The following is a 23826-nucleotide window of genomic DNA, read 5'->3' on the forward strand; positions in this document are numbered from 1 at the left end:
ATTTTACCGGGTATTCGATAAGCAATTAATGTTGATCAGATACGAAAAATACAATTTTTAATAAATGTGGCTACGTTTTGCCAGGGCATGCCGGGCGGCCCGCGTTTAGGCGAAGGGCTGGCAAATGATTGCCTGGATGGTGTAAAAAATCCGCTGAAAGATAAACGGGGGATATCAAATCCAAAAAGTTTAGAGATGATGGAAACTGGTTCAATCTGGTGCGCGTCTTTTACCTTAATCTGTATTTGTTTGTCCTTGCAGCATTTCATTTTGCTGCAATCCTGAGCCATTTTACAACTAACGGCCGGCGAATCAATTTTAACAGAAGCTATCTGCGTACCACAATAATGCAGATTAAGAGCAAAGCCCAGTACTGTAACCGTGTACAGCAAGGTTAATAATAAAGCTCCCGATCTTTTTATCATAATAACAAAAATAACGGATTAACTTATTGATTACAAATTGTTTTTAGATATTCCGGGAATAGATTGAGCTGATGGGTATAAACGCAAAGAACCCGGCCCTCGCGGCCGGGTTCTTTAATTAACTTGATCTTATTATATGGTTATTATTGGGCAGATTGTTTAGCCTGCTGTTTCATTTGATCATTAGCCACAATTACTATCTCAACCCTGCGGTTTTGCGCACGGCCTTCTGGTGTCCGGTTATCAGCAATCGGTTCGGTTTTACCCTTGCCAGATGTGGTTAAGCGGGATGAGTTTACATTATTAGACACGATATATGATTTCACAGCTTCGGCCCTTCTGATAGACAGATCCATGTTATGTTGTGCTGTACCAGTACTATCGGTATGGCCAACTATCAAAATATTAGTGTTGGGATTGTTTTGTAACGAGGTAGCCAATTTTTGCAGGTTAGATTGGGCAGCGGGTTTAACATCAGATTTGTCGGTGTCAAATAATATACCCGAATCAAACTTAACCAAAATGCCTTCACCTTCACGTGTAACGGTAGCTCCGGGAACGGTTTGTTTTATTTCGGCAGCCTGCCTGTCCATGTTACGGCCAATAAAGGCACCGGCAGTACCGCCTACAGCACCACCAATAATGGCCCCTAACGCGGTATTGCCTGCTGCTTTACCTATAAAAGCACCTATTGTACCACCTGCACCAGCGCCAATCGCTGCGCCTTTTTGAGTTTTAGTCAATGAATCACAGCCTGAGCCTAAAATGCCGACGGTGGCTAAAGCCAAACTCAGGGAGGCTATCTTAATTCGAAGAGTTTTCATATATAATTATGATATGTTTTAGATATCATTTGCAAAGCCAGTGCCAAAAACAATAAAAAGCAGGCTTTGTTTTTTAAAGTGCCTAAAAGTGTATTGCGGCTATATTTTTTTAATATTTAGGTAAGGAATTTTCAGAATGGCGATTGATATTTTGGCCAGACTGCAAATAATGGCTTGTTTTTAGTACAAAAAATGTAAAATTGTCGATACAAATATGACCGCCTATATGATCAATTAGCCACGATAAGTGTAGTTGGGAATATCAACTTGAAGGTACTACCCGCGCCTTTATCCGAAATTACCTCAATATCGATGTCATGAAAGGTAGCTATTGATTTAACAATAGGTAAACCCAGGCCAAAGCTATCCTGCTGAAGTGATTGCCTGAACTTTTTAAAACGGTTAAATATGAAAGGAATGGCTTCGGCGTCGATACCAATACCATTGTCGGCTATGCTGATGATAAAGTTATTATGTCCGGCGGTGCCTGTTATTTGGATGTAGCCACCCTCGTTATTGTATTTGATAGCGTTATTGATGAGATTGAAAAATAAATTAAACAACAGGAATTTATTAATATTAACCATGTTCCAGTTTTCGGGGATATCAATGCTGTAACTGATGTTTTTATCTTGCAGGCGTATAGAAATTTCGTCATATACATCCTGCAGTAATTCAGTTACCGGAACTTTATCTTCTTTTAAAAATTGTTCGTTCTCAATTTGTGATATCAGCAAAAGGGTTTTGGTAATACTCTTTAAACGGTTCAGGATCTTCTGCATTTCGATCAGACGTACCTTCAGGTCGTCGCTGATGTCCTCTTCCTCAAACATGTTCTCGATCTTGGATTGCAGGATAGAGATGGGGGTCATCAGTTCATGCGAAGCGTTGGAAATAAATTCACGTTCCTTCTGAAACTTATCGGCAATTGTCTCCACCATTTTATGGATGCTGATATCCAGGTATTCAAAGTCGGTAGTAGTAGTGCGTACTTTTTTATAAGCGTTAAAATTGGGGAACTTTTGGCCAACAAGCTTGGTTTTAATAATAAGCCGCAAAGGCTTGAGCACATAATTGGAATAAAACTGATCGGCCAGAATGGTCAGTAATATCATACCCAGCAATACCTGGAAGGCGATATTTTGCAGCGGGATGCTGGTTTCATCAAGCGTATCCACACTTTTGCCTATTTCCAGTAGATAATTCTTATTCTTGACTTTAAATGTATGGCTTAGTATCCGGTATTCGAGGGTGTCGCCTTCGCTGAACAAGCGTTTACCCAGTTTAATGGTATCTAAAAAGTAATTTGGATCTACTTCGTCCAAACTTATGAATTCTTCTTTAAGGGGCAGATAACTACCATAAGGCTCGCCATTTTCTATATAAGTTTCAATACCATGGCTTTTTACTATTTGCAACAGCTTGTTTTTTTGTTTGATGAGCTTACTATCAACATAGTTACTGCTTATATTTTTGATCAATACGGGTACCAGCAATACAAACAGTACTACGATAACCAGTTTTGATATGGCGTTAAAAAGCGTAAGTTTTGTTCTGAGTCTCAATACTTAAGCGTTGATCTTTATTTTATAGCCCAGGCCACGCACCGTTTCCAGCCAATCTGGCGAGCCAAAGGCGTTTAACTTTTTTCGTATATTTTTGATGTGGGCATCAATATAATTGGAGTCATAGTCGTTATTAACCACGCTGCCCCAGATATGCTCACTTAACTGCATACGGGTTAAGGTTCTGTTTTTATGTAAAATTAAATAGGCTATCAGGTCAAATTCTTTTTTGGTTATGGTATTTACAACGCTGTTGCTATGCGATATAGTACGATTGGTAAGATCGATGAGGAAGTCTCCAAGTTCAATGGTATTATTTTTTACCCCAAATTTGCGGCGAATGATAGCCTGCATACGACTTTGAAGCTCGAGCAATGAAAACGGTTTGGGTAAATAATCGTCGGCGCCCAGGTCAAGACCCTTGATGCGATCATTAATTTCGGCCCGGGCAGTAAGTATGATACAGGCGGCTTCAGAATCTACTTTTTTTGCTTCCCTTAACAGATCGAGGCCATCATAATCGGGTAGGCCCAGATCAATCAGAATAAAATCATACAAGTTAACCGCTATTTTTTCAGAAGCTGATGTACCGTTGAAACACACATCGCAGATGTAGTTATAATTGGTCAGGAATATTTCCAGCTCCTGTGCAAGCGCGCGTTCGTCCTCAATGATCAGTACATTCATACGCCGTTAATAAAAAAGGTAGTAAAATGTAAAGTTAAAAAACGATTCCCGCCTGTTTTCGAGGGTGCCTTCCACGTTAACCGGCATCGAGTAGCGCCAGGAGGCTTCCAGGGTATAATGCGGCCGGTTATAGGCAACCGGGACTTTAAAACTATAATTGAGCACATTGAAAACCCTGTTTCGGCGCGCGGCCGCAAGATTAAGGTGTTCCAATACATCGGGAGGTAAAACATGCTGATAGTTATGATCAACTTCATAACGCTGCACAAAATTCTGTGTTCCCAGAATCACATTGAATGAAGGATTGAACGACAGATAGTCTTTATCATCAAAAATGCTCCAGCTGCTTTCGAAATACTTTGAAGTGCTTACGGTAGTAAAAAAGTCGTTCGATTTCCCGAAAAGATAATCCAGGATAACGGTGGTTTTAAAGAGTTTCCAGTCGTAAGCATTTTTAAGGTTGATATCATTGGATGATGCCGATTTGATAACATTGGCGTATTTGTTAAATATGAACCGGGTATAACTGGCCGCGCCCGAGAATGATTTGGAAAACTTATAAAAATAGCCGCCACCTACATCAACCTCGTCAACGGGGGCATAACCCAATACTTTGAGCACCGAACCGTATACAAACACGCCCGATTTACTGTTATATATCGCATCGCCGGTAATAAAGGGGTACTTGATTGGGCCGGTGCGACCGAAAAATAAGGCGTCGCTGCCATAACTTACACCCACAGAAACCGATTGTTTCCTGACAATGGTGTCGGTATCGGCAGTAAGTTTATAGTCGCGACCTTTTGGCAGAAGGCTCCTGTCAATACCTGCAGCGTATAGGGCATTGCTGCCGGCAATAAAAAAAAGTAAGCAAAGGTACTTCATCAATAAATCTTTATTAACCTGTTAATTGCCATTTCTTCTGGGTATCTCCGGCGGGCGTTCCATGCCCTCTGGCCGGCGTTGTCTTTTGGGTTTGGGTTTAGAGGTAACGGGTTCCCCTGAATCATCAACCTTTGTGGGCTTAGCCTGCTTTTTTGGTTTTGCTACCTCTTTAATTTTATTTTTTTCATCCTTCGCGTTTTTTGCCAATATCGTATCCGCAGGAATTTTATAGTGCTGAATGATGGCGATAGTACTATAGACAGGGTCTGACAGCCTGTTTTTAGCGCCGGCAAATAACAAACATGGTGCAAATATCAATATCAGGACAATATACGCAAACCACTTTATCATTGAGGGGAAGAAAAACTTAAAATTGTTGTCAAATATCGGTCAATTTAAACAGTTAAATCCAAGGGGAGGGATGCTGTTAATAAAAATACCATCTGCTTTGGCGCTTTGTATACAAAACGCCAAAGCAGATGGGTAATGAGAAACTGCAGGTTGGCCAGAATAATGATGATATGTTTATATATAAATGCTTGTATCAGATACTAACATCCTTTGACGTATAAATACGGTTTTGGTCGTCAATAATAATACAGGCAATTTGATTTAACTGGTTGATCATATACAGGCCCGCGTTAACACCAATGTTGATAAGTGGCGAAGCCATAGCATCTGATAATTCGGCTGTTGGGCTGATGATGCTCACGCTGGTGATCTCGCTTACCGGGAATCCCTTTTTGGCAGTCATCACGCTTACAAATTTTTTGTTGCTGATGCTGGCATATTTTTCGGCATTAATTGATGTGGCAAATGCCATGTTGCTGATATCCAGGTGGGCAAATGGTTGTTTTCTTTGTTCCGGATCGGCAGCGGCAACTGTCCATGGTTTTTGGTTGGGTTGCGTACCCCAGGTTAGCAGATCGCCACCGGCGTTGATAACGCCACTGCTTACTCCATTCATTTGCAAAATGTATTTGGCCCGGTCGGCAGCATAACCTTTGCTGTTAGCGCCAAAGCCAATACGCATACCTTTTTCCTTTAAAAAAACGGTTTGTTTAGTGGCATCAACCACTACATTTTTATAATTGGTAAGCATCACCGGCGAAGGTGCTATCTTAACATCGGCATTTTCGGTAAGCGCGGTATCATCACCAGTATAAGTGGTACCGGTAAAATAGGTAATATCAAATGCTCCGTGTGTAAGCTCTGATATTTGCAGTGCCCTGTCAATCAGTCTGAAAATTTCGGCATTCGCTTTCACCGGTTCGATACCCGCGTTGCGGTTGATCCGGTTAATATGACTGTCTTCGCTAAAAGCCGACAGTAGTTTTTCAACGCGGTTAATTTCGTTGATGGCAATATCAATTTGTTCATCGGCCAGTAGAGGATCATTCCCAACTACACTAATTTCAAATTTATCACCCATTAAGCGTACACTGCGCTTGTAAGTGGTTAAATTATTGGTTAAAGTTTTTACTGCCAGCATAAATAAAATTTAATTATTGTCAAAAAAATAAACAGTGTTGTAAAACGCTAAAAGCAATACGGAAGTGTTGTTAAAAGCGCTACATTATCGCTGTACAAAAACGAAAGTAGCCCCCTTATATGAAAATAAGATGAAAAAGCCGGCGTAATTATCGCATCGCGATAGTTTTCACATTTTTTAACAATTGGATTACAGTTGGTTAGGTGTGAGGGGTTACCTGTAAATTAAAAATACCCTAAGCATAGGGCTTAAGGCATTTTTATATCATTAAAGGGTTTTTGCCCTGATCACAAATCAGGTGAAAACAGCTTTAAACTACTGTTCCTTCTTTTAATTTTTCGGCATTCTCGGCAAATTGCAAGGCTTCCATGATGTCCTGCAGGTCGCCGTTCATTACGCCGGGGAGGTTGTATATGGTAAGCCCGATGCGGTGCTCGGTTAAGCGGCCCTGCGGATAATTATAGGTACGGACCTTAGCAGAACGATCGCCGGTTGATACCATGGTTTTACGTTTTTTAGAGGTTTCTTCCAGGTGTTTTTGCAACTCCATTTCATACACACGTGAACGTAATACCTGCAAAGCCTTATCGTAGTTTTTTAACTGCGATTTTTGATCCTGGCATTGCGCCACAATGCCGGTTGGGATGTGGGTTAACCTCACTGCAGAATAGGTGGTGTTTACCGACTGACCGCCTGGTCCCGAAGCGCAGAAAAGATCCTTGCGGATATCACTTACCTGCAGATCGATATCAAATTCATCAACCTCGGGCAATACCACCACCGAAGCGGCCGAAGTATGTACCCTGCCCTGGGTTTCGGTATCGGGTACACGTTGCACCCGGTGAACGCCCGATTCATATTTTAAGTTACCGTAAGCATCTTCGGCATTTACGTTAAACACAATCTCTTTATAGCCACCACTTGTACCTTCGGTGTAATCAACCAGTTCGGTTCTCCAGCCGCGTTTTTCACAATAGCGCATATACATGCGGTAAAGATCGCCGGCAAAAAGGGCCGCTTCATCACCACCGGTACCGCCGCGGATCTCGACGATGGCATTTTTGCTGTCTTCCGGATCTTTGGGGATCAGCATCAGGCGGATCGCTTCTTCTTTTTCTTCGCGCTGGATCAATAGCTCATCCAGTTCGGTTTTGGCCATTTCACGAAACTCTTCGTCTTTTTCTGTAGCCAGGATCTCTTTATTAGTATCAATATTGCTGATGATGTTGCGATAGATATGGTACTCATCAACAATTTTGGCAAGGTCCTTATATTCCTTATTCAGTTGGGCAAAGCGTTTCATATCCGACATTACTTCCGGATTACTCAGTTCACCTTCAACACTTTTCCAACGTTGAAATATCAGTTCTAATTTCTCTAACATATATTATCCTCAATATCTATAACTTATTACAGTTAATGGTGGTCCGGGTTAAGAAAATTCTTTATGTTTTCGTTCGGGATACAGACTTACTGTAAAAAGCGCACAAAAATACATATTTTCAGGCATATATAATTCAGTGTATTGTAAGTATTATAGTGAGTGGTTAGTAGTGAGTGATGAGTTTTAATTTTGAGTCAAAACCTTGATGTCAAATGGATATGAGTATTTTTACTACCTACTACTTACAGCTTTTCAAATTGCTTTAGTTTGAGCTCGGTTCCGTCAAACTCAGCGTAGGTATTGTAGTTTACCCATTCGCCCAGGTTAATGTAGCGGCTGTTGGGGTTTAGCTGTATATCCAGTGGCAGGTGCCGGTGACCGAAGATGAGGTAATCGTAAAAATTGGTTTGCAGTTCTTCGCGGCAAAAAGTAACCAGCCATTCCTGCTCTCCGGGTTTGGGGTTTTCTTTCTTTTGATTGCTGATACGACTGTTGGTTGACCAGTAATTGGCAATGCCCACCCCAAGGTTAGGATGTATGCGGGCAAAAAGCCATTGGCAAAATTTACTGCGGAAAAAGTTTTTCAGCACTTTGTAAAATCCGTCACCCGGCCCGAGCCCGTCGCCATGATGCAGGAAAAACTTTTTGCCATTCCGTTCTATTTTCAATTCGTTGCTAATGATGATCGCCCCAAATTCCTTTTCAAAATAATCAAACATCCACATATCGTGGTTGCCTTTAAAAAGATAAAGTTTTACACCAGCATCAGTAAGCTCTGCCAGTTTGCCTAAAAAACGGGTATACCCTTTGGGTACTACGGTTTTATATTCAAACCAAAAGTCAAACACATCGCCCATTAAAAACAATTCGGCGGCATCGGCTTTAATGCTATCCAGCCAGCGAACTATCCGGTCTTCGCGTTTACGGCTTTCAGCATAGCCGCCGGTGCCCAAGTGAAAATCAGAAGCAAAGTAAAGTTTGTTACGGGTTGGCATATCCGGCAAAAATACAGTTTAAGCACGAAAGGAAGAAGCGGAGCTGGGCACGGTATTTATAAAGCCAAACATCCGGCCCTGTTTATGGTTATATATCTACTAAACCAATAAAATTATGGCAAACCCAGAAAACCCCAACCTCGACGATGCTCAGGAAGAGAAAGACCCTGGTAATGAATTTGAACAGGGCGAAGAACATGATACCGGCAACCAAATATTGGATGCCGACGAGCCCAATATCAGCGGCCTGGAAAGGGCAAGCCGAGCCTCGGAATCAGCCTTTACGTTGAACTTTGAAGACGGGATTGCGCCAAAAGCCGATCAGCAGGAAGGTAAGAATAAGGATAACAAACCGGGTGGTTAAACATTTGTAAATATTTGATGACAAGCTCGGTATATCAAAGCTTTGATTTATACTTACATCAATGAAAAAGATATTAACCTCGGCTTCTTTGCTGTTGATGTTTGCCGGAGCGGCAAATGCGCAGCATGCTTTTAACGCCACCGAATTTAAAAACAACCTGGGTAAAACCGGCACCCTTTGCGATACTGTTTACTCTATGAAAATGGTAAGCGATACTCTTACCCTGCTAAACCTGGGCGGTGCTTACCCGCATCAAAAATATACCATCGCGGTAAAAGGCAAAACAACGTTAGATCTGCAGCATATCAAAGGCAAGCAGGTTTGTGTAACCGGCACTTTTGAAATGTTTAAAGAACAGCCCGAAGTTGTGGCCACCCAGCCTCAACAGATAGAAGTGCATTAAACATAAAAGGCGTGTCATAAAAACTATCCTTGGTGCGGGCTACCTGTAATTTGAAGTTTAGCCGGTTATATTTATAAAAAAGTGGGTTTACACTTTTTGTCCTAAAAAATATTTAACTAATTGATTTTCAATAAAATAAGTCGATGTTAACCCTAAAAAGTGTAAACCATGTAAACCCACTTTTGTTAATGGAATCAATCCCAACCGGTATCTGAATAGGGCAAAAAAAAGAGGCCGATCATGATTGATGATACAGCCTCTTTTTTTGCTAAACAGATTTCGTCTGTTTTATTTCAATTAAAACTCTTTTACCAGGCCAAAAACTATCTGCCCTTCGGTCATAGGTTGTTTGGTAACTATACGGCCCACGTTGCTGGTGCGGCCGGTGGTAGAAATAGTTGGCCCGTCCGACTTAACATAATTGCCTTTCAGTAACAGATCCCAGCCAGAGCCCATATCAAAGCGAATGGCTGCGCTACCTCCGTAAGCAAAGGCGGTACCTTTTGAGCTTTGTTGGGTAAATGTTGCAGTTTGCGCAGGTACCCCGGTAATGGCAACTTCTACACTTGGTGTGGCGGTATTTTTAATAACACCTGCTGATGCTCTCAGGTCAAACCTTAAGCTGTGGTATACAAATGTATATTGCGGGCCGAGCAAAACATTATAGCTACGGTAACGCTTGTCGGCAGTTACGGTTGAACCGTCTGCTTTAAAAGCATCAGTATATCCTTGTGAAATTTTTTGATCATCATCAAAGGTTAAATTACCCTGGTCTTGCTTGGATATGGTATAACCTATGGCAAAATGTTTGTAAAAATAAACGGCCCCGTCTATACCCATTACAAAACCATTTTTGGCAAAGCCTGCTTTTGGATTACTGTAATCGGTGCTTTTAAAATCGCTCAACGCGCGCGATTGGCCACCAAATATGCCAATATAGCTTTTAAGCTTGGCCGGTGCATCGCCATCATTCTGACTATCCTGGGCCCTTGCGTTCAACACTATCAGCATCATTAGGGCTGCCGTAATTAATGTAAAGATTTTTTTCATGTTATAAATTTGTACTAACAACTTGTATAGGTTTGCCGTTCACCGCATTATCCGGTTTAGCAAACGTGTAAAAAAAAGCATTATTATCAATAAAGGCCCGGATAGTAAATATCCATTGTAAATAAATAATTACACGCGGAGCCCATTATCAATCCAAACCAGATTAATTACCCTGGTTTGGGCTTGTTTCCTTATTCGGGGGCTAATATAGCTCGCCCCACTCAATTAAATAGCAGGATTAATTAAAATTAACAACTTTTAACTTTCATTGGTTCATTTGTTCATGGGTACAAGATGGATAAGCCAGCGACTCCAATTTGCTAAGACCAATGAACAAATGAACCAATGAGCAAATGAACAAATTTCCTACCTTTAGTTTTCCTGTAATTTAAAAGTCAATATGAAACTAACTACCTGTTTATTCGCGTTTGCTGTTTTATTTTGCAGCTATACCCATGCACAACAACAAATGACTATAAAAACACTTCCCTACCCCCAAACCCAAAAAGTTGATACCGTTGATACTTATTTTGACACCAAAGTACCTGACCCATACCGCTGGCTGGAAAATGACCAGGCGGCTGATACTAAAGAGTGGGTGACAGCTGAAAACAAGGTTACCCAAAACTATCTGGGCCAGATCCCATACCGCGAAGAAATACGCAAGCAGCTGGAAACTCTGTGGAACTATGAAAAATACAGCGCTCCATTTAAAGAAGGCAAATACACCTATTTTTATAAGAACGACGGGCTGCAAAGCCAGTCTGTTTTGTACCGGCAGATGGGAGATAATGGTACCCCTGAAGTGTTTTTAGATCCCAATAAATTTTCGGCCGATGGCACTACCTCGCTACAAGGGATAGATTTTACCAAAGATGGCGACCTGGCCGCTTACCAGATATCCGAAGGCGGATCTGATTGGCGCAAGGTGATCGTGATCAAAACCGCCGATAACAGCGTGGTAGGCGATACCCTCACCGATATCAAATTCAGCGGCCTTGCCTGGAAAGGTACAGATGGTTTTTATTACAGCAGTTATGATAAACCAAAGGAAGGTAGTCAGCTGTCGGGTATGACACAGTATCACAAATTATATTACCATAAACTGGGCACCCCGCAAAGTACCGACAAGCTTATTTTTGGTGGTGATAAAACCCCGCGCCGCTATATAGGTGCGTACCTTACCGAAGATGAGCGTTTTTTGGTGATCACCGCGGCTACATCAACCACCGGTAATGAATTGTATATCCAGGATTTGAGCAAACCCGGCAGCGATATTGTAAACGTGATTGATAATTTTGATAACCAGCATTCCATATTAAATAATGTGGGCAGTAAGCTGTATATCCTTACCAATATTTATTCGCCCAACTTTAAAATTGTTACTGTTGATGCGGCAAACCCAGGCGTAACCCACTGGCAAAACCTCATCCCCGAAACCAAAAATGTATTGAGCGCCACCACCGGCGGCGGCAAGATCTTCGCCGAATACCTGCAGGATGCTACCTCATTTGTGCAGCAGTACGATATGAATGGCAAACTGGAACGCACCATTACCCTGCCATCGGTAGGTACAGCCTCTGGCTTTGGAACAAAAAAGGGAGAGAAGGAAACCTATTACGCGTTTACCAATTATGTATATCCCACCACCATTTTTAAGCTGGATATTGCTACGGGCAAATCAACCCTGTATAAAAAAGCGGGAGTGAAGTTTGATCCCGAGCAATACGAATCGAAACAGGTGTTTTATACCTCGAAGGATAAAACCAAAATCCCGATGATCATCACCTATAAAAAAGGTACGGTACTGAATGGTCAAAACCCTACCTTATTATATGCCTATGGTGGTTTTGGTATCAGCTTAACACCTGCTTTCAGCACATCAAACATTATATTGCTGGAGCATGGCGGTATTTACGCCGTGCCGAACCTGCGTGGCGGCGGCGAGTATGGCGAAACCTGGCATCGCAAGGGCATCAAAATGAAAAAGCAGAACGTGTTTGATGATTTTATTGCTGCTGCCGAATACCTTATCAAAAATAAATATACCTCTAAGGAGCACCTGGCAGTATCCGGCGGTTCAAACGGTGGCCTGCTCATAGGAGCGATGATCACCCAGCGGCCTGATCTGTTTAAGGTAGCTTTCCCTGCCGTAGGCGTTTTGGATATGCTGCGTTACAACAAATTTACAGCGGGCGCGGGCTGGAGCTATGATTATGGTACCGCCGAAGATTCGAAAGAGATGTTCCAATACCTGTACAACTATTCGCCATATCATGCCTTAAAACCGCAGGAATACCCGGCCACCATGGTTACCACCGCCGATCATGACGACCGTGTAGTACCAGCGCACTCCTTTAAGTTTGCCGCACGCCTGCAGGAATATCAAAAAGGCACCGCCCCGGTACTCATCCGTATTGAAACCAAAGCGGGCCACGGTGCCGGGCAGTCAACAGCCCAGGTGATCAGCGGCCAGGTGGATAAATGGGCATTCATGTTCTGGAATATGGGCGTGAAATGGTAAGGTTGTGAGTAGTGAGTGAAAAAGCCGGGTATGTGCGGATCCCCTCTTGAGAGGATAATAGCACATGATCAGACAGAACAAGCTTTGTTAAAGAATAACAATGACGCAGAGCCGACTCACCCGATCTGCGCTTCGCTGGATCACCCTCTCTTCGCCTTTGGCGGAAAGAGGGTTGAGAAAAAAGAAATTAAAACCCCCTCTATGCGCGAAGCGGAGAGAGGGGTGACGAGCGCAGCGATGTCGGGGTGAGTCTATACTGCGTTCGACTCTTGTTGCATGGTTTTTCATGAGCGGGAAATTTGAAAAACAATATTTGAGGAACTAAATAATTTTATGAAGCATTTTTTTATAGCTGCACTATTATTCTGCAGCATTTCATCAACCTTTGCCCAATCAAAAAAGCAAAATATCAATGTTGTTTTTATCGGTAATAGCATTACGCAAGGCGTACAACTGGCTGATCCTGCTACCGAAGCGCCGCCAGCTACCGCGATCGCCTGGCTGCGTAAACAGACCAACCTGGGGACGGTTGATTTAGCAACCAGGGCCACAGCGGTTATACCACGCTTGATTTTTTACCCGGCACCAACACCTTTGCCCAGGTAGAGCAGGCCGCGGATGCTTTTACGGATAAGAAAGCCCTGCTCATATTCTCCATGAAACTGGGTACTAATGACAGCGCCATTCAAGGTCCTCATGGTTCGCCAGTTTCTCCGGTTGATTATATCCAGAATGTAAAAACGATAACGGAGAAACTACTGACCGATTTTCCGAAAGCTATCGTTATTTATCAGCATCCCCTTTGGTATAGCCCCAATACTTATAATGGTGCAAGGTATTTACAAGAAGGTTTATCCCGCCTGCAAAGCTATGTGCCTAAACTGGACAGCCTGGTATTTGCTTACGGCACCACCAACCCAAACCATGTTTTTGTGGGGGATAAAAAAGGATTCAACTATTTCAAGAAACATCACCTAACCGATCTGATACCTGAAAAGGGCAATCAGGGCACATTTTACCTGCACCCCAATAAACAAGGCGCCTTGGCTTTGGGTGAGTTCTGGGGTAAGGCGATTGAGAAGGTGTTGAGGAAGGTGGCTAAGTAATGGATTATCTTAAGTAATAAATACTATATCATGTCATTGCGAGCGCAGCGTGGACAACCGACCGCAGGGAGCACCGCCGTTGTTGGTGTTGTCACCAACAACAATCTGCACGAGTAATTAACCAGAACGTATAATGTTGGTGACAACACCAACATTGGCCGGAGGAACTTATAAAAAGTATTTTAAAGCCCTCTCCTTTGGAGAGGGTTGGGTGAGGCTTCGATACCTTCACCATTCTTTTTACAAACCATTTTTGCTTTTTAACCAAAGAGTACCCAACTTCGCAGTCCAAAGTTTACTATGATATCGCATTATAAAAAAATAGCCCAGGAGCTTTCCATTGCCGAAAAGCAGGTAAGTGCCACTGTTGAATTGCTTGATGAGGGCGCTACCGTTCCGTTTATTTCCCGCTACCGTAAAGAGGTTACCGGTACGCTCGATGAAGTACAGGTGACCGAGATCCGCGACCGTGTACAGCAACTGCGCGATCTGGATAAACGCCGGGAAGCCATCCTGAAATCGCTTACCGACATGGGTAAACTAACACCCGAACTGGAAAAGCAGATCAACGAGGCCGAAACTATGGTGACGCTGGAGGATATTTACCTGCCCTATCGCCCTAAACGCAAAACCCGTGCTACCGCGGCCCGCGAAAAAGGCTTGCAACCATTGGCCGATCTGTTATTGGAGCAAAACAAAGTCGACCTGGAAACCGCTGCAGAGGCTTATATAGATGCCGAAAAAGGGGTGAACAGTATAGAAGAAGCCCTGGCCGGTGCAAGGGATATCATCGCCGAAACCATCAGCGAAAATGCCGAGGTACGTACCCGCATCCGCGAGTTGTTTATTGAAAAGGGAACCTTTCAATCCAAAGTTGCCGAAGGTAAGGAAGAAGAAGGTATCAAGTATAAAGATTATTTCGACTGGACAGAGCCTGTAAAATCGGCACCATCACACCGTATCCTGGCTATGCGCCGGGGCGAAAAAGAGGAGATCCTGTGGCTGGATATTAAACCCGAGGAGGATGAAGCCATTGCCATACTGGAAGATACTTTTGTAAAAGGCATCAACCCATCGGCCGACCAGATTAAACAGGCCATTGCCGATGGTTACAAACGCTTGCTGAAACCATCTATGGAAACCGAAGTGCGCCTGGTTACCAAAAAGAAAGCCGACGAAGAGGCTATCCGTGTTTTTGCCGAGAATGCGCGCCAGTTGTTATTAAGCGCGCCTCTGGGGCAAAAACGGGTTATGGCTATTGACCCGGGTTTCCGCACGGGCTGTAAACTGGTTTGCCTGGATGAGCAGGGCAAGCTGCTGGAAAATACAGCTATTTACCCACATACCGGTGCTGGACAAGCTCGTGAAGCCGAAAAAACCGTTCAACATTTGTTTGAAAAATATAATATCGAAGCTATTGCTATTGGCAACGGTACCGCTGGTCGCGAAACGGAAGTTTTTGTGCGCAACCTGAATTTACCAGGCGCGGTGATTGTAATGGTGAACGAAAGCGGGGCATCTATCTACTCGGCATCTGATGTGGCTCGGGAAGAGTTCCCGGATAAGGATATCACCGTAAGAGGCGCGGTATCTATAGGTAGGCGATTAATGGATCCATTGGCCGAACTGGTAAAAATCGACCCAAAATCAATAGGTGTTGGGCAATATCAGCACGATGTGGATCAGAATAAACTGCAAACTTCGCTTGACGATACCGTAATGAGCTGTGTGAATGCCGTGGGTGTGGAGCTGAACACGGCATCCAAACAAATATTGGCATATGTATCGGGCCTTGGTCCACAATTGGCGCAAAACATTGTGGAATACCGCGATCAGAACGGTGCCTTTAAACGCCGTGATCAGCTAAAGAAAGTTCCTCGCCTGGGCGATAAAGCTTTTGAGCAGGCGGCCGGGTTTTTACGCATCCACAATGCCGAAAACCCACTGGATTCCAGCGCGGTGCACCCAGAACGTTATAGCTTGTTGGAGCAGATAGCCAAAGATATGAACTGCACGGTGAAAGACCTGATGGGCAGCGCTCCATTGCGCAAAAGCATCCCGCTGCAAAAATATACTTCAGAAACAGTGGGTTTGCCTACACTCAATGATATCATGGCCGAGCTGGCCAAACCCGGCCGCGACCCGCGCGAGCAGTTTGAGGCCTTTAGCTTTACCGATGGCGTAAATGCCATAGGCGATTTGAAAGTGGGTATGAAACTGCCGGGTATTGTAACCAACATCACCAATTTCGGCGCTTTTGTGGATATCGGCGTTCACCAGGATGGCCTGGTTCACCTGAGCCAGATCACCAATAGGTATATCAAAGATCCGAACGAGGTGCTGAAGGTACACCAGAAAGTAGAGGTTACCGTGACCGAGGTTGATGTGAACCGCAAGCGCATAGCCCTATCCATGAAAGAAAATGATAAGAGCGCCCCGCAGGAAAGGCGGAATAACGACAGAAAGCCTGCCGGCGGCAATAACAACAAGCCCGCTTATAACAAAAAACCGGCCCAGGAACCGGAAACTGATATGGCTTTAAAGCTGGCTGCTTTAAAGAGTAAGTTTAAATAAAGCAATAAAACAACGGCTGTCATCCTGAGCTTGTCGAAGCATAGTGGGTAGGGCCTCTGCGCCCTATCCTTCGACAAGCTCAGGATGACAGCCTTCGCTTTTTATATCAAGTAAAATTTTATTCCAAAGTGATCTGCCTCCTGATGCTTTCTTCAAGCGAGATGAAGGTTTCGGTGCGTTGAATACCTTTAACACCCTGGATCTGTTCGTTCAAAACCTCGCGCAGGTGGGTGGTATCATGGCATACGATCTTGGCGAAAATACTCCACTCGCCGGTGGTATAGTGCAGCTCAACAATTTCTTTTATAGTTTTCAATTGTTTAACAGCTTCGTTGTATTGCGAGCCCTTTTCGAGGTAGATACCCAGGAACGCTGTAATATCATAACCTAATTTCTGAGGATCTACTTCCAGGCTGGCTCCTTTTATTACACCCATCTCTTCCAACTTTTTCATTCGCACGTGTATGGTTCCGCCAGAAACGATTAACTCTTTAGCTATCTCGGTATACGGAGTAGTAGCATTCTTCATTAATATTGATAAAATCTGGATATCAAGATTATCAATTTCTAAATTTTGAGCTTTTCTGTGGGACATAAATTTGAATATCTATATTGAAATACAAGTTTAATTAAAATTTGAATAAAAATAAAATATTTTTGTTGAAATATTTGCAAGGAATTGATGGGTCTATTAAATTTGTATCAAGCAAATGACAATTGCTTTCTGTTCTTTAAACAAAAAAACAATGTTGGGTGGTGAAATTTTTGGCAGACACACCTCCTTGTCCCGGTGGCGGAGATCATAGAAAACCCGAAGCGGGCTAACTACTCTGTGGAGGTTCGAATCCTTCCCCAACAGCAAGTTCCTCAGCAAGTCGTGGAACTTATATCCTGTAGGATGGTGAAATTTTGGCAGACACACCTCCTTGTCGCGGTGGCGGAGAAATTGGGAAACTTTCAGCAATGAAAATAACCACTCCGTGGAGGTTCGACTCCTTCTCCTACAGCTCTTCTCATAATTTAGGTTTATAATTGGTTAGTAAAGGCCCCTGCCCATCAGGGGCTTTGCTGTTTTTAAGACTTTTTTGTAATAGATTCAAGAGATTAGAATCAAGAATTAAGACAAAAAAATAATACTTCACCTATTTTTATATTGAGCTCAGAGCATTTTTCTCTTGATTCCTGACTCTTATTTCTTGATTCTTTTCTATAATGTGTCATTTTTACGCATTGATATTATTATCTTAATATTTTTATGATAAATTTGATCGAATACTTATTATTGTAATCGATTGCGAAGCCCCTTGTTCCCGATCAATTAAACCCAAAAAAACCAACTATAATAGCACCATGAAAAAAATCCTACTTCTGTTTCTTACGGCTTGTTGCTGCATCACTTATCTTGCATTCAATATAGCCGGGCGCGGTAAACCCCGTGTGCTCATATTTTCAAAAACAATGGGCTACCACCATGCCTCCATTGATGCGGGTATCGCAGCCGTTCAGAAACTGGGAAGTGAAAATGGATTTGACGTGGATACTACTAAAGATGCCGGTATGTTTACCGATGAGAATCTTAAAAAATATGCCACCGTTATTTTTTTAAGCACCACCGGCGATGTACTCAACTACCGCCAGGAAGCCGCATTTGAACGCTACATACAAGCCGGTGGTGGTTATGTAGGTGTGCACGCTGCTACAGATACCGAGTACGACTGGGGCTGGTATGGCCGTTTGGCAGGCGCCTGGTTTTATGACCACCCGGGTATTCATGATAAAAGCCCTAACGTGCAGCCGGGTGTTTTAAATGTAGTTGATAACAATAATGCGGCCACCAAACACCTGCCCAAAGTATGGAAACATACCGACGAGTTTTACAGCTTTAAAAAAGCGCTGGCCCCCGATGTACACGTATTGGTTACTATTGACGAAAGCAGCTATACCGGAGGCAAAAGAATGGGCTATCACCCAATGGTATGGTACCATGATTTTGATGGCGGGCGTGCCTTTTATACCGAGCTTGGCCATACCGAGGAAACTTATAAAGATGCCGACTATCTTAAAATGCTGCTCGGCGGTATAAAATATGCCATCGGCGACAACAAAGACCTCAATTATTCGAAAGTTAAAACACAATTGCCGCCCGATGAAGACCGGTTTAGAAAAACGCAGTTATCAACAGGTAAGTTTTATGAGCCTACCGAGATGACTATCCTGCCCAATTTTGATATCCTGGTGCTGCAGCGCCGTGGCGAAATTATGTTGTATAACCACAGTACTCAAAAGGTAAAACAGGTAGGCGCTTTTGATGTATATTACAAAACCCTGCATACTCCCGGTGTAAATGCCGAAGAAGGGATGCTGGGCCTGGCTAAAGACCCTAACTTTGCCAAAAATCACTGGATCTATATCTATTACAGTCCGGCTGATAGCTCGGTTAATCGCTTGTCGAGATTTACTTTTGAGGGCGATACGATCACCAAAAAAACCGAGAAAGTAATACTGGAAGTAAAAGCTCAGCGCGAGATCTGCTGTCATACCGGCGGTTCTATCGCCTTTGGTCCGGGTCCCGATAAAATATTGTTCTTCTCGGCCGGTGATAACTCGACGCCATTTGACGAGAAAAAGCAGAAATATGTAACCAGTGGTTATGCGCCTTTAGACGACAGGCCAGGCCACTACCAGTTTGATGCCCGCCGCTCGGCCGGTAATACCAATGATCTGCGCGGTAAAATTATGCGTATCAAGATCAATGACGATGGTACTTATGATATTCCCAAAGGCAATCTTTTCCCGAAAGGAACGCCAAAAACCCGTCCTGAAATTTATGTAATGGGCGATAGGAACCCTTATCGTATCTCGGTCGATCAAAAGAACGGTAACCTGTACTGGGGCGAGGTTGGCCCCGACGCGCACAACGATAGTTTGGATACCCGCGGCCCAATGGGTTACGACGAAGTGAACCAGGCCCGTAAAGCCGGTAACTATGGCTGGCCGTATTTTGTGGCTGATAATAAGCCATACCATGTTTATGATTACGCCACTGGTACTTCCGGTGCAGCGTTTGACCCGGAGCATCCGGTTAATGAGTCGCGCAACAATACCGGTTTACGCGATTTGCCACCCGCGCAGCCTGCCTTTATATGGTACCCGTATGGAGCATCGGCAGAGTTTCCGCAGGTAGGTACAGGCGGCCGTAACGCTATGGCCGGTCCGGTTTATTATACCGACATGTATCCCGATTCGACACGCCTGCCCGATTATTATAACGGCAAATTTTTGGCTTATGAGTGGATGCGCGGTTGGATAAAAGCGGTTAGCATGACTCCGGAGGGCGACTTTGATAAAATGGAACCATTTTTCCCGAAACTGAAATCGAACTCTATGATCGATATGGAAGTAGGTCCGGACGGTAGGCTTTATGGTTTGGAATATGGCAGCGGCTGGTTCAGTAAGAACCCTGATGCCGGATTGTTCCGCATTGATTATATTAGTGGAAACAGGCCGCCGTCAATAGCTTTGGTGAAGGCAAATAAAACGTCGGGTAATTTACCCTTTGTTGTTAAATTAAGCGCCAAAGCAACTGATCCCGAAGGCGACAACATCACCTATTCATGGAATTTAGGTAATGGGGTTACTAAAGAAACCACAACTCCCGAATTAAACTATACATACACCAAAGCAGGCAGCTATAACATTACAGTTACCGCCAAGGACGTACACGGAGCCAAGACCAAAAGTACACCTATAAATGTATACGCCGGTAACGAAGAACCACAGGTAACGGTAAAGTTTACCGGTGGTAACAAATCTTTTTACCTTCCAGGCGTACCGGTTAAATATGCGGTTAAGGTAACCGATGGTACTAAAACAGCCAGTGTTGACCGTAGTCGCATTTTGGTGGCTGTTGATTATATTGATGATTATAAAAAGCCCGTATCGGCAACGCAATTAGAACAAACCACGCCGGAAAATAGCGGTAAAGCCATTATGCTGAGCATGGATTGCAAAAGCTGCCATAAAGAAGTGGGTAAATCAATAGGTCCATCATTTACCGAAGTATCGGCTAAATATAAAAAAGACCCGAAGGCGATGAACAAATTGATCCAAAAGGTAATCAAAGGCGGCGCCGGTGTTTGGGGTGAGGTGCCGATGTCTGCGCATCCAAGCATCAAGAAAGCCGATGTGGAGCAGATCATTACCTGGGTACTATCGATCAATAACCAAGGCAATAAAAAGAAATCATTACCAGCCGAGGGTAGCATCCTGCCAAAACCGGGCAGCAAGCAGTCAAACGCGACCATGGTATTATCAGCTGCTTATACAGATAATGGCGGTAAAAACATCAAAGCTTTAACTGGTCGTGGTGTGGCAACATTAAAGAGCAGCAACTATCAGTTTGCCGGTAACGAAAAAGTAAGCGGCTTTACCTCGTTTAAATACAACGGCATTAACCTGCTGATCATTCCGCAAAACGGTGGCTGGTTTGAGGTAGATGATATTGATTTAACCGGTGTACGCTCCGTAAACATGACCAACTTCTGGCAGGCACCACCAAGCACAAGTCTTGATTTTGAGGCCCGTTTAGATGCGCCCGATGGTGAGCTGGTAGGTAAAGGGAGCATGCCTGTACCTACAGCCGATCAGAAAGCCGGGCTTACCCATGTAACCATCAACCCGGTAACAGATGGCAAGATGCACAAGCTGTATTTTATTTACAAACCAGTAAAACAAGTGGCTTTAGTAGCTGGCGTAACAGGCTTGCAGTTTAACGCGAAGTAAATTCCCCGTACGTCATTGCGAGGAGGAATGACGTGGCAATCCCTAACTGTACAGGGCCGCTCTGCTAATCGGGGGTTGCCACGCTTCGCTCGCAATTGACGTGAAGTATAAATAAAAACAAAAGCCCCGGCAGGTTACCTGCCGGGGCTTTTGTTTTACAAAGAATGTCATCCTGAACTTGTTTCAGGATCCCACAGGGCCGTTATACATCATGTATGTAACCCTGCTGATGGGGTGCCGAAACAAGTTCGGCATGACTTCGGGTTTAAATTTTCTTTGTCATCCTGAGCGGGGCGAAGGATCTATTAACGGACTATGTATAACGGCTAACAGATGCTTCACTCCGTTCAGCATGACAAATTTATTGTGGATTAATCCTTAAAGTATCTTAAATCCTACACTAAGCGCCCAAAGATTCTGGCGTTTGGCAAAGCTGTCGCTCACCTTGGTTAGGCCGCCTTCGTAGCGCAAATCGGCTGTGATGGAGCCGATATCAACACCGGCGCCCACCTGGTAGCCGAAATTGCTTTTATTAAAATTATCGAAGGCTCCGCTCACGTTATTGCCTAAACTCACCTTGTCATCCAACTGGTAGGTGTAGATAGGACCCGCCATTACCCGAAAGTTCAGATCTTTCTGACCAAATGATCTGCCTATCAGCAAGGGTACGTTCAGGTTAGTGAATCGTACTTTACCATTAAAAGCGGTATTGTTATCGCTCGATTCAAATTTACCGCCTGTTCCGCTTAAATAAAGTTCGGGCTGAAAATACCAGGTATTACCTACACGGGCAAATAAACCGGCCTGGTAACCGGTAAGGGTCGACTCTTTTACATTATCGGTGCTGATCTTCGAAAAATTGACACCGCCTTTAATACCTAATGAAACCTGTGCTTTGGCCCCGATGCTTACCGCTATCAGTAGTGCCGTACTCCATAGTAATTTTTTCATAATCTTGATGTTGGTGATGCCGCATGAGTTTTGATTTACACACGCGACTGTTTTAAAATAAATTAGTCTATAAACGGCTTTTGTAACAAAAGCGTATACATAACTTATCAATTGACGTGCTAAAAGGTTAAATGTTGCTTGTGGAATTTGGTTTTACACCCTTCTGTAGAGATGCATATTTGTGTCTCCCGGTTTGTAATAAGGCTCATTTGGTAACCAGACGCAAGTATGCGTCTCTACAGATGAAATTGATTATTGGTTTAAATATCCCGGAGCAATTTGGCCAGAATGTCAACACTTAGCTGCAGATCTTCAACGGTAGATGAGGCAAAGCCAAGCCGGATAGCATTGGAGCCGTTGCTCTCTCCTTCAATAAATAAACCCTTTTTTAAGGCCCTTTGGGATAGTGCTGCCAGGTCAATCCGGGGATCAAATTGTGTCCACACAGCTAATCCACCGTCGGGTACTTTAAATTGTACATAATTGTGCAGTTGGCTGGTCATCAGATCGCAAAAAACATCGTGCCGTTGCCGGTACACTCGTAACGATTTGCGCAAATGGCGCTGAATGATGCCGTTTTGTAACAGCTCGGCTACCGCGCTTTCCAGTAAAGCATCACCCTGACGGTCGATAATACGGCGCAGGCGGGCCAGGTGTGTGATCACATTTTCGGGGCCGACAAGATATCCCACCCGGATAACTGGCGATATGCTTTTTGAAAAAGAACCGCAATACAACACCATACCTGCTTCATCGGCGCTGGCAAGCGGCATCAGCGGCTTGTTTTGATAGTGAAAATCGTAGTCATAATCATCTTCAAAAATAATAAAGCCATGTTTTTGAGCTAGGGCCAGCAATTGTATCCGGCGATCGGCCCGCAGCGCTACGGTGGTAGGGTAGTGGTGATGCGATGTTACATAAACCATGCGCACCGGTTGTTGGCGGCAAAGGCGGTCCAGCTCGTCTATGTCCATACCATAGTCGTCAACCGGTATTTTGACCAGATTGGCTCCTGCCTGTAAAAAATTCATTTGCGCGCCGGCCCAGCCCGGGTCCCCTGCTACTACGGTATCGCCAGGCTGCAGCAAGCCGGTACAGGTTAAATACAAACCCATCACCGTTCCGCGTACAATAAGAATATTGTTGGGCGTAATACGCAAACCCCGTGTTTGATTAAGGTACACAGCCAGTTCTTCGCGCAGCCAGGCCGTACCCCGGGTATCGCCATAACCCAAGCGGATATACGGGTCGCCGGTTAATAGTTGTGTACGGTATGCCCTTGACAGATCAAGTACCGGCGCCAGGCGAGTATCCGGAAAGCCATCGTCAAGGTGAAGAGGGGTATTCAGGTTAGCTATTTTGCGATTCAAATGCGGAGCACCATGAATGGCGAAACCAGCCACTTGATTGGTGTTTGCTGAAACGGAAACTAAAGGCTGTGGCTTAAAGGTGGGCAAGTGCCGGGCTACAAAGGTACCGCTGCCGGTTTGGCTTTCGAGCCAGCCCTGCGCCAGTAATTCGTCGTAAGCGCGTATTACTGTTTTGCGATGGACATTTAACAAAAGCGCCAGCTGCCGGGTTCCGGGTAACCTGTACCCGGCTGGCAAAGTGCCTGCCTTAATCAGCGCCATTAGCTGGTTACCAATTTGTAAATAAACCGATTGGGCAGCGTTTTTATCAATATTTAGAAGCGATGAAAGTATCTGCATAACAAACTGGACTATCCGTTTTATAAAAATTGGATGATTATGGTGATCCAATAAACGTATAATTTTATAAAAAACAAAATGGAAGACAGATTAAAGAACGGTGGAT

General features: G+C 43.9%; 20 protein-coding genes and 1 tRNA gene. 8 read left to right on the forward strand and 13 right to left on the reverse strand.

The window, feature by feature from the left end:
- Positions 1-35: 35 nt before the first annotated feature.
- The 9 genes from ACTJKG_RS04925 to ACTJKG_RS04965 form a co-directional block, all read right to left on the reverse strand.
- Positions 36-425: an HYC_CC_PP family protein gene (locus ACTJKG_RS04925; RefSeq protein ID WP_172333961.1), complete on the reverse strand. Its 390-nt coding sequence runs from the start codon at positions 423-425 to the stop codon at positions 36-38.
- A 143-nt stretch (positions 426-568) separates the two neighbouring features.
- On the reverse strand, positions 569-1249 hold the full coding sequence (locus ACTJKG_RS04930; RefSeq protein WP_172333960.1) for an OmpA family protein: 681 nt from the start codon (positions 1247-1249) through the stop codon (positions 569-571).
- Between the two features lie 230 nt (positions 1250-1479).
- The gene (locus ACTJKG_RS04935; protein WP_172333959.1) at positions 1480-2814 is read right to left on the reverse strand and encodes a sensor histidine kinase; all 1335 of its coding nucleotides are present in this window, start codon (positions 2812-2814) and stop codon (positions 1480-1482) included.
- A 3-nt stretch (positions 2815-2817) separates the two neighbouring features.
- Positions 2818-3501: a response regulator transcription factor gene (locus tag ACTJKG_RS04940; protein ID WP_172333958.1), complete on the reverse strand. Its 684-nt coding sequence runs from the start codon at positions 3499-3501 to the stop codon at positions 2818-2820.
- A 6-nt stretch (positions 3502-3507) separates the two neighbouring features.
- Complete coding sequence (locus ACTJKG_RS04945) at positions 3508-4386, reverse strand: hypothetical protein (RefSeq protein ID WP_172333957.1); 879 nt, start codon at positions 4384-4386, stop codon at positions 3508-3510.
- Positions 4387-4407: 21 nt separating this feature from the next.
- Positions 4408-4737: a hypothetical protein gene (locus ACTJKG_RS04950; protein ID WP_172333956.1), complete on the reverse strand. Its 330-nt coding sequence runs from the start codon at positions 4735-4737 to the stop codon at positions 4408-4410.
- Positions 4738-4930: 193 nt separating this feature from the next.
- On the reverse strand, positions 4931-5878 hold the full coding sequence (locus ACTJKG_RS04955) for an FAD:protein FMN transferase (protein WP_440738506.1): 948 nt from the start codon (positions 5876-5878) through the stop codon (positions 4931-4933).
- A gap of 310 nt (positions 5879-6188) precedes the next feature.
- Positions 6189-7262 (reverse strand): peptide chain release factor 1, encoded by a 1074-nt coding sequence (gene prfA / locus ACTJKG_RS04960; protein ID WP_172333954.1) that lies wholly within the window; start codon positions 7260-7262, stop codon positions 6189-6191.
- A 242-nt stretch (positions 7263-7504) separates the two neighbouring features.
- A complete protein-coding gene (locus tag ACTJKG_RS04965; RefSeq protein WP_172333952.1) occupies positions 7505-8257 on the reverse strand; it encodes a UDP-2,3-diacylglucosamine diphosphatase in 753 nt (250 codons plus the stop codon).
- Between the two features lie 115 nt (positions 8258-8372).
- Here ACTJKG_RS04965 and ACTJKG_RS04970 point away from each other — a divergent pair, with 115 nt between their 5' ends.
- Together ACTJKG_RS04970 and ACTJKG_RS04975 are read left to right on the forward strand one after the other, a co-directional pair.
- Positions 8373-8621 carry a hypothetical protein gene (locus tag ACTJKG_RS04970; RefSeq protein ID WP_172333951.1) on the forward strand — a complete coding sequence of 83 codons (249 nt, stop codon included), beginning with the start codon at positions 8373-8375 and terminating at the stop codon, positions 8619-8621.
- A 61-nt stretch (positions 8622-8682) separates the two neighbouring features.
- A complete protein-coding gene (locus tag ACTJKG_RS04975) occupies positions 8683-9024 on the forward strand; it encodes a hypothetical protein (protein WP_440738507.1) in 342 nt (113 codons plus the stop codon).
- A 297-nt stretch (positions 9025-9321) separates the two neighbouring features.
- On the opposite strand, the gene ACTJKG_RS04980 is transcribed toward ACTJKG_RS04975, so the two are convergent.
- Positions 9322-10074, reverse strand: coding sequence for a hypothetical protein (locus tag ACTJKG_RS04980; protein ID WP_440738508.1), 753 nt, complete (start codon positions 10072-10074; stop codon positions 9322-9324).
- Positions 10075-10474: 400 nt separating this feature from the next.
- On the opposite strand from ACTJKG_RS04980, the gene ACTJKG_RS04985 reads away from it, so the two are divergent.
- From ACTJKG_RS04985 to ACTJKG_RS05000, 4 genes are all read left to right on the forward strand, one after another.
- On the forward strand, positions 10475-12598 hold the full coding sequence (locus tag ACTJKG_RS04985) for a prolyl oligopeptidase family serine peptidase (protein WP_440738509.1): 2124 nt from the start codon (positions 10475-10477) through the stop codon (positions 12596-12598).
- A gap of 333 nt (positions 12599-12931) precedes the next feature.
- Positions 12932-13204, forward strand: a complete 273-nt coding sequence (locus ACTJKG_RS04990; protein WP_440738510.1) for a hypothetical protein — start codon at positions 12932-12934, stop codon at positions 13202-13204.
- Between the two features lie 50 nt (positions 13205-13254).
- On the forward strand, positions 13255-13704 hold the full coding sequence (locus ACTJKG_RS04995; protein ID WP_440738511.1) for a hypothetical protein: 450 nt from the start codon (positions 13255-13257) through the stop codon (positions 13702-13704).
- A gap of 300 nt (positions 13705-14004) precedes the next feature.
- Positions 14005-16278 (forward strand): Tex family protein, encoded by a 2274-nt coding sequence (locus tag ACTJKG_RS05000; protein WP_440738512.1) that lies wholly within the window; start codon positions 14005-14007, stop codon positions 16276-16278.
- Positions 16279-16396: 118 nt separating this feature from the next.
- On the opposite strand, the gene ACTJKG_RS05005 is transcribed toward ACTJKG_RS05000, so the two are convergent.
- On the reverse strand, positions 16397-16873 hold the full coding sequence (locus tag ACTJKG_RS05005; RefSeq protein WP_076373882.1) for an Lrp/AsnC ligand binding domain-containing protein: 477 nt from the start codon (positions 16871-16873) through the stop codon (positions 16397-16399).
- A gap of 152 nt (positions 16874-17025) precedes the next feature.
- Between ACTJKG_RS05005 and ACTJKG_RS05010 the strand changes: the two genes are divergently transcribed.
- Positions 17026-17137 (forward strand) — tRNA-Asp (locus tag ACTJKG_RS05010).
- A gap of 491 nt (positions 17138-17628) precedes the next feature.
- Positions 17629-21060, forward strand: coding sequence for a ThuA domain-containing protein (locus ACTJKG_RS05015; protein WP_172333944.1), 3432 nt, complete (start codon positions 17629-17631; stop codon positions 21058-21060).
- A gap of 378 nt (positions 21061-21438) precedes the next feature.
- On the opposite strand, the gene ACTJKG_RS05020 is transcribed toward ACTJKG_RS05015, so the two are convergent.
- Together ACTJKG_RS05020 and ACTJKG_RS05025 are read right to left on the reverse strand one after the other, a co-directional pair.
- Positions 21439-22011 carry a porin family protein gene (locus ACTJKG_RS05020; RefSeq protein WP_172333943.1) on the reverse strand — a complete coding sequence of 191 codons (573 nt, stop codon included), beginning with the start codon at positions 22009-22011 and terminating at the stop codon, positions 21439-21441.
- 260 nt (positions 22012-22271) lie between these two features.
- Positions 22272-23720 (reverse strand): PLP-dependent aminotransferase family protein, encoded by a 1449-nt coding sequence (locus ACTJKG_RS05025; protein WP_440738513.1) that lies wholly within the window; start codon positions 23718-23720, stop codon positions 22272-22274.
- Positions 23721-23826 lie beyond the last annotated feature (106 nt).

It is taken from the genome of Mucilaginibacter sp. 22184 (assembly GCF_052045695.1).
GTDB lineage: Bacteria > Bacteroidota > Bacteroidia > Sphingobacteriales > Sphingobacteriaceae > Mucilaginibacter.

Bases quoted from the DNA above. Each gene is read 5' to 3' on its own strand.
- ACTJKG_RS04925 (WP_172333961.1), bottom strand. From the start codon at position 425: ATGATAAAAAGATCGGGAGCTTTATTATTAACCTTGCTGTACACGGTT.
- ACTJKG_RS04930 (WP_172333960.1), bottom strand. From the start codon at position 1,249: ATGAAAACTCTTCGAATTAAGATAGCCTCCCTGAGTTTGGCTTTAGCC.
- ACTJKG_RS04940 (WP_172333958.1), bottom strand. From the start codon at position 3,501: ATGAATGTACTGATCATTGAGGACGAACGCGCGCTTGCACAGGAGCTG.
- ACTJKG_RS04945 (WP_172333957.1), bottom strand. From the start codon at position 4,386: ATGAAGTACCTTTGCTTACTTTTTTTTATTGCCGGCAGCAATGCCCTA.
- ACTJKG_RS04950 (WP_172333956.1), bottom strand. From the start codon at position 4,737: ATGATAAAGTGGTTTGCGTATATTGTCCTGATATTGATATTTGCACCA.
- ACTJKG_RS04955 (WP_440738506.1), bottom strand. From the start codon at position 5,878: ATGCTGGCAGTAAAAACTTTAACCAATAATTTAACCACTTACAAGCGC.
- prfA (WP_172333954.1), bottom strand. From the start codon at position 7,262: ATGTTAGAGAAATTAGAACTGATATTTCAACGTTGGAAAAGTGTTGAA.
- ACTJKG_RS04965 (WP_172333952.1), bottom strand. From the start codon at position 8,257: ATGCCAACCCGTAACAAACTTTACTTTGCTTCTGATTTTCACTTGGGC.
- ACTJKG_RS04970 (WP_172333951.1), top strand. From the start codon at position 8,373: ATGGCAAACCCAGAAAACCCCAACCTCGACGATGCTCAGGAAGAGAAA.
- ACTJKG_RS04975 (WP_440738507.1), top strand. From the start codon at position 8,683: ATGAAAAAGATATTAACCTCGGCTTCTTTGCTGTTGATGTTTGCCGGA.
- ACTJKG_RS04980 (WP_440738508.1), bottom strand. From the start codon at position 10,074: ATGAAAAAAATCTTTACATTAATTACGGCAGCCCTAATGATGCTGATA.
- ACTJKG_RS04985 (WP_440738509.1), top strand. From the start codon at position 10,475: ATGAAACTAACTACCTGTTTATTCGCGTTTGCTGTTTTATTTTGCAGC.
- ACTJKG_RS04990 (WP_440738510.1), top strand. From the start codon at position 12,932: ATGAAGCATTTTTTTATAGCTGCACTATTATTCTGCAGCATTTCATCA.
- ACTJKG_RS04995 (WP_440738511.1), top strand. From the start codon at position 13,255: ATGAAACTGGGTACTAATGACAGCGCCATTCAAGGTCCTCATGGTTCG.
- ACTJKG_RS05000 (WP_440738512.1), top strand. From the start codon at position 14,005: ATGATATCGCATTATAAAAAAATAGCCCAGGAGCTTTCCATTGCCGAA.
- ACTJKG_RS05005 (WP_076373882.1), bottom strand. From the start codon at position 16,873: ATGTCCCACAGAAAAGCTCAAAATTTAGAAATTGATAATCTTGATATC.
- ACTJKG_RS05015 (WP_172333944.1), top strand. From the start codon at position 17,629: ATGAAAAAAATCCTACTTCTGTTTCTTACGGCTTGTTGCTGCATCACT.
- ACTJKG_RS05020 (WP_172333943.1), bottom strand. From the start codon at position 22,011: ATGAAAAAATTACTATGGAGTACGGCACTACTGATAGCGGTAAGCATC.
- ACTJKG_RS05025 (WP_440738513.1), bottom strand. From the start codon at position 23,720: ATGCAGATACTTTCATCGCTTCTAAATATTGATAAAAACGCTGCCCAA.